At 27.9% G+C, this 12,609-nt stretch carries 12 protein-coding genes; all 12 read left to right on the forward strand.

From position 1 onward, the window contains the following. The first annotated feature begins 168 nt into the window (after positions 1–168). The 12 genes from FYJ27_RS08210 to FYJ27_RS08265 all read left to right on the forward strand — a co-directional run bounded on the left by FYJ27_RS08210 (position 169) and on the right by FYJ27_RS08265 (position 12,482). Positions 169–1,125, forward strand: coding sequence for an ABC transporter ATP-binding protein (locus FYJ27_RS08210; protein ID WP_154484367.1), 957 nt, complete (start codon positions 169–171; stop codon positions 1,123–1,125). A gap of 7 nt (positions 1,126–1,132) precedes the next feature. Continuing rightward, the gene (locus FYJ27_RS08215) at positions 1,133–1,840 is read left to right on the forward strand and encodes a hypothetical protein (RefSeq protein WP_154484368.1); all 708 of its coding nucleotides are present in this window, start codon (positions 1,133–1,135) and stop codon (positions 1,838–1,840) included. A gap of 531 nt (positions 1,841–2,371) precedes the next feature. After that, positions 2,372–2,872: a GDSL-type esterase/lipase family protein gene (locus tag FYJ27_RS08220; RefSeq protein WP_326831061.1), complete on the forward strand. Its 501-nt coding sequence runs from the start codon at positions 2,372–2,374 to the stop codon at positions 2,870–2,872. A 24-nt stretch (positions 2,873–2,896) separates the two neighbouring features. Further along, positions 2,897–3,391 carry a DUF4358 domain-containing protein gene (locus FYJ27_RS08225; protein ID WP_154484370.1) on the forward strand — a complete coding sequence of 165 codons (495 nt, stop codon included), beginning with the start codon at positions 2,897–2,899 and terminating at the stop codon, positions 3,389–3,391. Positions 3,392–3,423: 32 nt separating this feature from the next. Then, a complete protein-coding gene (locus FYJ27_RS08230) occupies positions 3,424–4,830 on the forward strand; it encodes an MBOAT family O-acyltransferase (RefSeq protein WP_154484371.1) in 1,407 nt (468 codons plus the stop codon). An 18-nt stretch (positions 4,831–4,848) separates the two neighbouring features. Then, positions 4,849–5,988 carry a DHHW family protein gene (locus FYJ27_RS08235; protein ID WP_229775508.1) on the forward strand — a complete coding sequence of 380 codons (1,140 nt, stop codon included), beginning with the start codon at positions 4,849–4,851 and terminating at the stop codon, positions 5,986–5,988. Positions 5,989–6,108: 120 nt separating this feature from the next. Beyond that, positions 6,109–7,785: a 2-oxoacid:acceptor oxidoreductase subunit alpha gene (locus tag FYJ27_RS08240; protein ID WP_154484372.1), complete on the forward strand. Its 1,677-nt coding sequence runs from the start codon at positions 6,109–6,111 to the stop codon at positions 7,783–7,785. Beyond that, entirely contained in the window at positions 7,778–8,629 is an 852-nt protein-coding gene (locus FYJ27_RS08245; protein WP_154484373.1) for a 2-oxoacid:ferredoxin oxidoreductase subunit beta, read from the forward strand. The genes FYJ27_RS08240 and FYJ27_RS08245 overlap by 8 nt, the downstream gene beginning before the upstream one ends. 112 nt (positions 8,630–8,741) lie before the next feature. Continuing rightward, positions 8,742–9,458 (forward strand): lysoplasmalogenase family protein, encoded by a 717-nt coding sequence (locus tag FYJ27_RS08250; protein ID WP_154484374.1) that lies wholly within the window; start codon positions 8,742–8,744, stop codon positions 9,456–9,458. A 107-nt stretch (positions 9,459–9,565) separates the two neighbouring features. Continuing rightward, complete coding sequence (locus tag FYJ27_RS08255; protein ID WP_195839103.1) at positions 9,566–10,597, forward strand: serine hydrolase domain-containing protein; 1,032 nt, start codon at positions 9,566–9,568, stop codon at positions 10,595–10,597. A 19-nt stretch (positions 10,598–10,616) separates the two neighbouring features. Further along, positions 10,617–11,306, forward strand: a complete 690-nt coding sequence (locus tag FYJ27_RS08260; RefSeq protein ID WP_154484376.1) for a 5'-methylthioadenosine/adenosylhomocysteine nucleosidase — start codon at positions 10,617–10,619, stop codon at positions 11,304–11,306. A 231-nt stretch (positions 11,307–11,537) separates the two neighbouring features. Continuing rightward, a complete protein-coding gene (locus tag FYJ27_RS08265; protein ID WP_195839104.1) occupies positions 11,538–12,482 on the forward strand; it encodes an alpha/beta hydrolase in 945 nt (314 codons plus the stop codon). The last annotated feature ends 127 nt before the right edge of the window (positions 12,483–12,609 follow it).

A 12,609-nucleotide genomic window follows, 5' to 3' on the forward strand; every position in this document is an offset into this window, starting at 1 on the left:
AAAACAAGTTATAATTTGTTTTTATAACATTTATTTAAATTATTTCTCAAAATATGTCCTTTTTTGTATAAAGGATTTTTTCTTTTTATGTTTAATATACATTTATAAAATTGAAATTATATTTAAATTAAGTAACATATATAAAACTCTGTATTAAGGAGAGATTTAATGCTGATTTATAATATGTTATCAAAAAAATATAAAGATAAAAGAGTTGTTGATAACTTAGATATCAGAATAAATGAAAAAGATATTGTAGGTTTTTTAGGTCCTAATGGAGCTGGAAAAACTACTACAATAAAAATGAGTTGTGGATTAATAACACCAACTAGTGGAGATATAGAATGCTATGGATATTCTCTTAAAGAACATAGAAATCATTATTTAAAAAATATAGGTGCTGTATTAGAAGGAAATAGAAATATCTATTGGAAACTATCGCCTGTAGAAAATATGGAATACTTTGCTGGCATAAAAGGTATAGGGAGAAAAAAAGTTAAAAATCAGATAGATAAATATATCGAAATGTTTGATTTAAAAGAAAAAAGGAATATAGAATGTGGAAAGCTTTCCAGAGGAATGCAACAAAAAGTTGCAATATCTTGTAGCTTAATACACGATCCCAAGGTTTTATTTCTTGATGAGCCAACATTAGGTTTAGATATCCATTCTGTTTTATTAATAAGGGAAACTCTGAAACAATTAGGTGAAGAAGAAAGGGTTATAATTATTACATCTCATGATCTTAATTTTATTAGTTCTTTATGTAATAGAATTATTATTATAAATAATGGGTTAAAAGTATTAGATGAAAATATTGGGTTTTTAAAGAATTATTCAGAGGATATCATTTATATTATTAAGACGAAGAGGATTGGTGAGAACCTGAAGAAAGATATGCAACGGAAATTTACTATATATATAAAAGATTATGAAGATACTAGTGAAATTGAGATAATGTTAGATAGTGAAAATAAAATTCATGATTTTTTACATTTTTTAAAAATAAATAATATTAATATAAAAGATATGTATAAAGTTAAAATAGAACTTGAAGATATATTTACTAAAGTTATAAATAATAGGGAAAATAATATTTTAACTACTAAAAGCTCAAGTGATTAATTTTTTAATGGATGTATTAGTTTATTATATATTGTTTATGGGACTTTATATTTTTATTAAAACTAATATGAGTAAAATGCCGATGGAAGAAATCAACAGGATAATTACAGCACAATTAGTTGGATATATATGTTGGTTTTTCTTTTCATTTACGATTAGTTTTATGAACAATGGAATTTACAGAGAGTTATTAGAAGGAACATTTGAGCAGGTATGCATTAATCACCATAGTATATTGAAAATTTTCGTAATAAGATTAATTGTATATTCTATTAGAAATATTATGTTAATGTTACCTTTAGCTTTTCTTTTGGTAATATCTACTAAAGTTAAATTAAATATAACTGTACATACATTAATAATATTTTTAATTACGTTATTAGGAATGGCAGGTCTTTCCTTTATAATAGGAGGGGTAACCCTTGTATATAAAAATGTTGGTCAACTACCATTTATTATAAGTATAATTTTTTTGGGAACTAGTATAACGGATTTATCTATACTACCTCCTAAGTTGCAAAAAATAATATATTCATTTCCATTTGCCAAAAGTGTAGATGTTTTAAAGAATTTAGAATCTGGAAATCAGATCATTTTAAAAGATGAAATTATTTTTTTACTTATAAATTCTAGTATATACTTGATTATAGGAATTATATTTTTCAAAAAGAGTTTTAAGAAAGCATCTAATCAAGGTTCATTTTCCAGATTTTAAAAGGGACTATCTCAAAATAACTTAAAAGTTATTTTGAGATAGTTTTTTTATATCTTCATAAATTATATTTAACTTAAATTGCCAGAGATTTGATATTGGATTGTAACCATTTATACAGGTATAGATACTATAATATTATATGTTGAGATATTTAATCAAGAAATGTTGGAGGCATGAAATGAAAAGGAGAAGAGGAAGAAGGAGAAAACTTAGAGTAGTTAATAAAATAAGGTTTGCTTTTTCATTAACTTAATTATTGGAGTTATATTTATTTTAAATTTTTCTGTAAAGGCAATTTTCAACAAAGAAGGTAAAAATAAAGTTGTCCCAAAGGCAGAAAAATCAACTTGTTCTGTAAAAGATTCTGAAGTTAAAACAAAAAGTAAATCAGAAAAAGAAAAAAGCCCAAAAAGTAATGTAAAAGAAGTAGAAGAAACTCCTGTATTTAAAGAGGAAGAAGTCATTGAAAAGAAAGAAGACAATGGGAATAAAAGCTATAATTATAAAGAGATTTTTAAAGAGAGTCTATTTATAGGAGATTCAATTACTGATAGTTTATCTGCATATGAAGTATTGGATGAACGAAATGTTATTGCTAAACTAGGTCTTACAGCAGTAGGTGCTCAAAAGGAAGTTATTAATATTGGTGAAGGAAACTTTTCAAAGGTATATATATTATTCGGAATGAATGATATTCTCATGGGTATTAGCGATGAAAAGTTCACACAAAATTATATAGATTTAATACATATAATTCAGAAAAAGCTACCAAATGCTGACATATATGTCCAATCTATTCTTCCTGTTTCACCAAAGGTTCAAAATAAAAAACCTGCGTTGAATAATTTAAAAATAGAAGAGTTTAATTCTGCATTAATTAGAATATGTAAAGATGAAGGAATAAATTATATAAATCTAAGGCCTATATTAAAGGGAAAAGAAAATTTATTTGAACCAGATGGAATGCACCTTAAATATGCCTTTTATAAACAATGGTTAAATTATATTATAAATAACAATTCACAGCAATAAGGTTAATTAAAGGAGGAATTTTATATGAAGAAATTATTTGGAGGTAGAACTAAGAGTATTTTTATTATTGCTATTTTGATATTTGGTATATCAATTATTTCAACAGGTTGTTCTTCTAAGAAAGAAGTAAAAGAGATTTCCATTGATGATATAGTTGAGAAAATTAAAAATGAAGCAGATATGTCTAATTTAAAAGAAGGAGATAGTGATAAATTAAAAAAGCTTTATGATATTAGTGATGATGAAGTTGAAGAATTTTCATTACATATAGCTTCATCAAATATTAAGGCTAATGAGTTATTAATATTAAAGGTTAGGGATGAAAAAGATTTATCTAATATAGAGGATAAGATCAATAAAAGAATAGAAAATCAGTCTGAAAGTTTTAAAGACTATCTTCCAGACGAGTATTATTTAATAGAGAAGCATGTACTAAAGGCTAATAATAACTATATGCTGTTTGCAGTATCGAAAGATGGGGAAAAAATAGAAGGTATATTCAATGATGCATTTAAATAAACAATAAATACTCCTAAGGTGGTGGACAAGGTTTGGTTTTTAGCAGTTTAATATTTATTTTTGTATTTTTACCTTTAGTATTATCAGTATATTATATTAGTCCCAGAAAGATAAGAAACCTTGTCTTTTTCATAGCTAGTCTAATATTTTATGCTTGGGGAGAGCCGATATATATATCTATTATGCTTTTCTCTACAGTATTTGATTATTTTAATGGATTATTTATAGATAAGTATAGAGAAAATAAGAAAATTACAAAATTAGTTTTAGTTAATTCATTAGTTGTAAATTTAGGAATTCTTTGTTTCTTTAAATACTATGGATTCATAGTGAACAATATAAACAATTTTTTTAATATGAGTATAAAGGCCATAGAATTACCTCTTCCCTTGGGAATCTCTTTTTATACATTTCAAACCTTGTCATATACAATAGATGTATATTTAGGTAAAGTTAAGTCACAGAAAAATATTATTTCTTTCGGTACTTATATAGCCATGTTTCCTCAGTTAGTGGCAGGGCCAATAGTTAGATATAGTGATGTAGCCTTAGAGTTAGAAAATAGGCATGAAAGCTTCAATTTGTTTGGGGAAGGAGCAGAATTATTTATTATAGGACTATCTAAGAAAGTACTCCTTGCAAACAATATAGGAATACTTTGGGATAGTATAAAAGCTGCCCCTATAAGTGAGCTTTCAGTTTTTTCAGCGTGGCTGGGAATAATAGCTTTTACATTTCAGATATATTTTGATTTCAGTGGGTATTCTGATATGGCTATAGGACTAGGAAAAATGTTCGGATTTAATCTTATGAAAAACTTTGACTATCCCTATATTTCTAAAAGCGTAACCGAATTTTGGAGAAGGTGGCATATTTCTCTTGGTTCTTGGTTTAGGGAATATGTATATATACCTCTTGGTGGCAATAGAGAGGGGAGAGTAAAACAATATAGGAACTTATTTATAGTATGGTTTCTAACAGGACTTTGGCATGGAGCAAATTGGAACTTTATTTTGTGGGGATTATATTATTGTGGATTTTTGATCATAGAAAAAACTTTTTTACAAAAATGGTTAAAAGATAAACCAGTATTTATCAGCCATATATATACTATTTTAGTAATAATAGTAGGATGGGTATTTTTTGAATTTGAAGATATAGACAAAGGTATAAGCTTTATTAAAACTATGTTTGGGTTTGGTAATAACCTACTTTATGATGGTAAAGCTATTTACTATTTATATACCAATGCATTACTATTTATAGTATTAGCCATATGTTCTACACCAATTATTGGTTCGAGAATAAAAAGATTAAAAGATAGCTTAAAATTCAGAGGGAATATAATTATACCTATAATATTTATGGTGCTATTATTTATATGTACAGCTTATCTTGTAGATGAAAGTTATAATCCTTTTCTATATTTTAGGTTTTAAAGAGAAAGAGGTGTTATTTTGAAGGAAGATAATAATTCATATAAATACATTATTGGACTAATGCTATTAGGGTATATTGGTATCATGATATTTACTAATATAATAACTTCAGATAGGGTTTTTTCAGATATGGAAAATAGGAGACTTGAACAGGTGCCTAAATTTTCTTTTGAGAAACTTTCCAAAGGAGAATTTACATCAAATTTCGAAAAATATACTTCAGATCAGTTTCCTTTTAGAGATTTTTTTATAGGGATAAAGTCAAACTGTGAAAGAATTTTAGGTAAAAAAGAAAACAACGATGTATTTTTAGGAAAAGATGGATACTTAATGGAAAAGTTTAATAAACCAGATGATGAGAATCTAGAAAGTAAAATTGATACAATTAATTCTTTTTCTAGAAACAATCCTAATACCAATAAATATTTTATATTAGTCCCAAATTCAGTTAAAGTTTTAGAAGATAAACTTCCTGCTTTTGCACCTGTCGATGATGAACTTTTTTATATAGATAAGGTTAAAAGTAATCTTGATAAAGATATTAAAATTATAGATATATATGATGAGCTTCTTTCTAAGAAAGATGAGTATATATATTATAAAACAGATCATCATTGGACAAGTAAAGGGGCTTTTTATGCCTATAAAAGATTAGGTGAAAGTATGGGATTTTATCCTCATGGGAATGACTATTTCGATATAAAAGAGGTTACTGACAGTTTTTATGGATCTCTTTATTCAAAAGGTAGATTTAGAAATATAAAGGGTGATAGCATTGAACTATACATTCCTAAAAAAAGTGAAAATTGTACAGTAGAATACTATGATGAGAAAAAGACTTCCAATTCACTATATAATATGGAAAGTCTTAAGGAAAAGGATAAATATACTGTTTTTCTCAATGGAAATCATTCATTATTGAAGATAAATACTGATATTTCCAATAGTAAAAAATTATTAATTATAAAAGACTCCTATGCTAATAGCCTAGTCCCTTTTTTAACGGGGCACTATAATGAGATATACATGATAGATTTAAGATACTTTAATGAAGATTTAAGCAAGTTTATTAAAGAGAATAATATAGATGATACGTTAATTTTATATAATGTTAAAACATTTTTTGAAGATAACTCTATAGAAAAAATTTCATGGTAAAAAATGTACTGTAATTAAATCACAGTACATTTTTTTGTTTTTCTATAAGACATTAGGGTATAAATTACATTAAGATACAATATAAAGAAAATAGGAATAGAATCATAGGGGGTATAGAAAATGGATTATAGTATACTTGTAGGCGGTGAAGCAGGCCAGGGTATGGATACATTTGCTCATATTCTTGAAAGAACTTTAAAACGTCTAGGGTTCTATGTGTTTAAACATAATGATTATATGTCCAGAGTAAGAGGAGGACATAATTTTATGCAGGTTAGATTTTCAAATGTACCTATATATACATACAGTTCAAAGGTGGACATTGTATTTGCATTAAATGATGAAACAGTAGAACTGCATAAATCTAAGTTAAAGGATGAAGGGATAATAGTTTGTGACAATGATATTGGAAAAGATGAAGATGTGCTACATTTACCTTTAATAGATATATCAAAAGAAGTCAAAGATAGAAGGGTATATACTACTGCAGGTTTAGGAGCTATATTAAAATATTTTGGACTTCCAGTTGATAGGGCAGAATCTGTATTAAGAGATGAGTTTAAAGAAAGTGCAGCAGAAAGCAATATAAAGGCTTTAAAGAAAGGATATGAAGTAATAGAAAGCAAATATAATTTAGAACCATCTAAAGATGAAAATATAATAATAAATGGTAATCAAGCCGTAGGTTTAGGAGCTATAGCAGCAGGTTGTAAGTTTTATTGTGGATATCCTATGACGCCATCATCAGGAGTATTAGAATATATATCTTCTAAGTCTAGGGAAATGGAAATAATGGTTGATCAGGTTGAAGATGAAGTGGCAGCACTAAATATGGCATTAGGAGCTTCTTATGCTGGTGTAAGAGCCATGACGGGTTCTTCTGGTGGTGGATTTGCACTGATGGTAGAAGCACTAAGCCTTGCAGGAATAATAGAAACTCCAGTAGTTGTTATAAATGTACAAAGGCCAGGACCGGCTACAGGATTTCCAACTAGGACAGAGCAAGCAGATCTTAGATTTATGATTCATGCTGGCCATGGTGAATTTCCAAGAATGATTATAGCACTTAGAGATCCTGAAGATGCATTTTATCAAACAGCTAGAGCATTTAATTTAGCAGAAAAATATCAGATACCAGTACTTCTAATGAGCGATCAACATCTAGCAGACTATACAAGAACTATGAAACCTTTTGATTTTAGCAAAATAAATATAGAAAGACATATTTCTGGAGCCGAAGCAGTAACTGATGAAGAGTATAAAAGATATAAATATACAGGAAATGGCATTTCACCTAGATTGATACCTGGAAAAGTTCCGGGACAAGTAGTACTTGTAGACAGTGATGAACATGATGAGCGAGGAAATATAACAGAAAGTGCTGAAACAAGAATAAATATGGTAAACAAAAGATTAAAGAAATTTGAGGCATTGAAAGAAGAAGTTGAAGAGCCTTGGTTAATAGGAACAGAAGAACCAGAAAATCTTATTGTGTGCTGGGGTTCTACTTATGGTGCTGTAAGAGAAGCAGTAGAGAGATTAAATGGGGAAGGGGTATCTGTAGGAGCATTGGTATATGGAGATATATGGCCACTACCGACTAAGCGATTATTGGAAATGAATAAGTATGCAAAAAAAATTATAGACATAGAACAAAATGCCACAGGGCAACTTGATAGTCTCATAAGGGAAGAAGCACTTATAAAATGTAGCCATAAAGTACTGAAATATGATGGCCGACCATTTAGTGGAGACGAGATATATGAGAGGCTAAAGGGGGTTATAGATAATGAGTAAGCATGAATTTAAACTATATGAACCAGCATGGTGTCCTGGATGTGGGAATTTTGGTATAAGAACTGCATTAAAGCAAGCTTTAGAAGAATTAGGTTTAAAACCTCATGAAGTAGTTATATCTTCAGGAATAGGACAGGCAGCAAAAATGCCCCATTATATAAAAGTAAATGGATTTAATGGTCTTCATGGTAGAGCATTACCTCCAGCTATAGGCATAAAAATGTCAAATAAAGATTTAAAAGTAATTGTAGAATCAGGTGATGGGGATAGCTATGGTGAAGGTGGAAATCATTTTATTCATACAATAAGGCGTAATATAGATATAGCCCATTTTGTACATGATAACCAAATATATGGTTTAACTAAAGGTCAAGGCTCACCTACTACTGCAATGGGTCAAAAAACCACATTACAATTTGATGGAGTAAAAGTAGAGCAGTTAAATCCTCTGGCACTAGCTATGACTATGGGAGCAGGTTTTGTTGCAAGAGGATTTTCAGGAGATATTCCACATTTAGTTGAAATTATGAAAGAAGCAATAAACTATAAAGGGTATGCTTTAGTAGATATACTTCAACCTTGTGTAGTTTGGAATAAAGTAAATACCTTTGCTTGGTACAAAAAAAGGGTATATCATCTTCCTGAAGACTATGATTATACAAATAAAGAGGAAGCTTTTAAAAAGGCTATGGAATTTGGAGATAGAATACCTACAGGTATAATATATAAAGTAGACAAAGAAACTTATGATGATAAATTTGATTTTATAAAGAATGGAAAACCTCTTGTAGATAGAGAGCTTAATCCAATGGATGCAGAAAAATTACTTGAAGAGTTTGTATAAAAAATAGATATTTAAAAATGTACTGCCATTTAAATTGCAGTACATTTTTTATTGGGAATTATAATTTCATAAAATAAGAACAAATGAAGCAATATATTAGCAGGGTGATGATATGGGGAGCAAAAATTATAGATCATTAATTGTTAAAATTTCACTAATAATAATTAGCATATTATATGCATTGTTTATATATATAGATATTTTTGATGGCAAATTTACAATATCCTTAGACAGGATTAAATATATATGTATAGTACTATGTTTTTTAATATCTCTTCTTACAGGTAAAGATGCATTAAATAAAAGGGATTTATGTCTGCTCCAACTAGGATTGTTTTTCACTGTTATTGCAGATTTCTTTCTTATAATCCTTGTAAATAATGTTTTAGGAGTAGTGTCTTTTTGTTTTACTCAGATATTTTATTCTATTAGATATAGAAGTGGGGAGTTTAAACTGGTACTTAAAAATTCTATAATTATATTTTTATTAGTATCAATATTTTATTTAACAACAAATCATTTCATTGTAGATATGGATATTTTAATTGGTGTATCTTTATATTATTCAATATTTTTAATAAGCAATGTTGTGAAGTCAATAAAAATTTGTAAATATAATTTATATCCAAGCCCAAATAAGTACATGATAGCTATAGGAATGATACTATTCCTTTTATGTGATATAAATGTTGCCCTTCGCAGCATATCAGGAGATATATATTCTCTATGGAATATTGCAGATTTATATACCAATATATTTTCTTCACTAGTTTGGATTTTCTATATTCCGTCCCAAGTACTACTTTCATTAAGTGGATATAGATTTTAAGATTTTAATTTTGTTGGATAGCTGCAGATATTAACAAACAATAGTATAATATAATGTATTAGCGATATATGTCGTAATATAAGTTTATAGGAATGGAGATGAAAAAGATGTTTAAAAAAGATGAATTAGAATCAATTGTTTTAGATTATATGGAAGAGGAAAATATTCCAGGTTTAGCATTAGGATTGGTAAAGGATAGAAAGATATTATATACTAATGGATTTGGAGTAAAAAATATTAATAAAGATGAAAAAATTACTGAGGAAACTATTTTTCATATGGCATCAATTTCTAAAACTTTTGTTGCTACAGCAATTATGCAATTATATGAAAGAGGAAAACTAGATATTTATAAACCTGTTATAGATTATATACCATATTTTAAGCTTGCAGATAAACGCTATAAAGAGATAACTATTCAACAAATGTTAAGCCATTTATCTGGTATGCCAGATGTGGAAGATTATGAATGGGACAACCCACAGTATGATGACAATGCACTAGAAAGATATGTAAAAAGTCTTGATGATATAAAATTAATGTGGGAACCAGGAGAAAAATTTTCTTATAGTAATATAACATATGAAATTCTAGGAGATATTATATCAAAAGTTTCTGGAATGACTTTTGAAAAATATATGAAGGAAAATATACTAAACCCTTTGGAAATGAATAATAGTACTTATTTGAAACAAGATGTTCCAAAAGGTTCCCTTGTTAGTCCTCATATAAGAAATAAAAGTGGAGAAATAGAAGTAAGCAATATATTCCCTTATAATAGGATTCATGGACCTAGTTCTACACTTTATTCAAATGCACTTGAAATATGTAATTATATTATTGCATACATGAATAAGGGAAGATACAATGGAAAAGAAATTTTTAAAGAAGAGACATATTTGAAAATGATAAAACCATATAAAGAAATTGGACGAGGAAATAAAAAGATAGGACTAGGATGGTTTATAGAAAATAATGGTGAAGACAAGGATATAAAGATCATGCATAGTGGTGAAGATATAGGTTTTAGAAGCAATCTTATTATACAACCAGAGGCGGGGAAGGCTATTATCGTTATGTCTAATTATAGATGTAGAGGAATATCTGCTTTTTCTAAGACAATTTTAGATATTATTTAAATATAGCTGGAGGTTTTATATGGATACTGTAGGAATAATTGGGGCTATGGAGTTGGAAATTAAATTATTAAAAGAGAAAATGTATATAGAAAGGAAAGAAACTATAGCAGGTTTTAATTATTATATTGGTAGAATTGAAGAAAAAAATGTAATAGTGACTTGTTGTGGTGTGGGAAAGGTAAATGCAGCATCTTGTACACAAGCTTTAATAGACAATTTTAATGTAGATTGCATTGTAAATACAGGAATAGCTGGTGGATTATATAGTGAAGTAAAAATATGTGATGTAGTTATATCGAAGGATGTTACATATCATGACGTAGATAAAAGGCAGATGAAAAATTGTTTTCCATTTAAAGAATACTTTGAAGGAAATGAAAAATTAATTGAATTAGCAATAAAAGCGTGTAAACAGTATAAACACAATAATTATAAATACCATATAGGTAGGATTGTTAGTGGAGAAAGTTTTATATCAAATAGTGAAATGAAGAAAAGTATAATAGAAGAATACTCACCATATTGTGTTGAAATGGAAGGAGCAGCTATTGGACATGTATCTTATATAAATAATATACCTTTTGTTGTTATAAGATGTATATCTGATAATGCAGATGATGAAGCAAATATAAATTATAATGATTTTGAAAAGATTTCGGCAGAACATTCAGCTAATATAGTATTTAACATGATGAAAATAATTGATTAGCTATTTAATAAAAAAATATAATGGGAAATTTTCTGACCACAAAAAGCATCTATTTAAAATAGATGCTTTTTATTATTAGGATTTTAATGTAAATTTATTAATAACATGTTTCTTATATCATATATATGTTTTTATTGCCTAAAACTGAAAGGGTTAAAATAAAAATCATGGGAAAACTTTTAATGAAGATTAAATTTTAATTAAACTAAGTATTATTTCATGGAGGTAGATATGAAGAATAAATCTAAATTAAAGGTTTTTCTAACTTTCTTTCTAATAGTTTTTATGGTAGTTAATTTTATAGGCTTCTCCATAGGTAATTTTTGCCATAAGCAAATGTGTCTTAGACGAGGAGTAGACAATGATACTGCTCGCACAGTATCAAAAATTTTGGGAGGAAATAAAAAGTATGATGAAGAGAGTGTTAGCATAAAAACAACACAAGGATATAAATTAAGTGGGACATATATAAAAAATCCAAAGGAAACTAAAGATACTATGATATTGGTACATGGTCTTGCTAGGACAAGAAAAAGCATGCTTTCTACTGCAAGGCTATACTTAGATAAAGGGTTTAATGTATTGGTATATGATTCAAGAAACAATGGTGAAAGTGAAGGAAAAGATACAACATATGGACATTTTGAAAGATATGATTTAGATGATTGGGTACATTATATTTCGAAGAAAAACCCTGGAGGTAATATAGGAGTACATGGTAGGTCTATGGGAGCAGCAACTGCTCTTATGCATTCAGAACTCAATGAAAAGCATAGGAAAGTAAAATTTTATATTTCAGATTGTTCTTATTCTGACTTGAAAGATGAATTTCTGTATGTTGGAGAAAAGGGAAAATTATCTATACCTTTGGAAGCTATAGCATTTTGTGCAAGCACAGTTACAAAATTGAAATCTAATTTTAAATATAGCGATGTTTCACCTAAAAAATCAGTTCAAAATGTAAGTACACCAATAATGTTTATTCACGGTGCACAAGATGAACTTGTACCAGTTTCTATGTGTAAGGAGTTATTTGATTCAAAGAATAAGGGTTTAAAAGAAATATATATAGCAGAAAATGCAGGTCATGGTGAAAGCTTTAAAAATAATAGAGAAGAATATAAAGAAAGGGTATATGAATTTGTAGATGCTGTTTTAAGTAAAAATGGAAAATAAAATTCCTGTGGAAATAACACAGGAATTTTATTTTTTATATAACTAAAAAGTAAATCCCAATTATCATTAGTATATTTTCTATCCTTTTTAATAATATTAGTTTAATCATAAAAATAAATATTACTTC

Origin of the sequence: Anaerosalibacter bizertensis (genome assembly GCF_009696605.1) — a bacterium.
Classification (GTDB): domain Bacteria; phylum Bacillota; class Clostridia; order Tissierellales; family Sporanaerobacteraceae; genus Anaerosalibacter; species Anaerosalibacter bizertensis.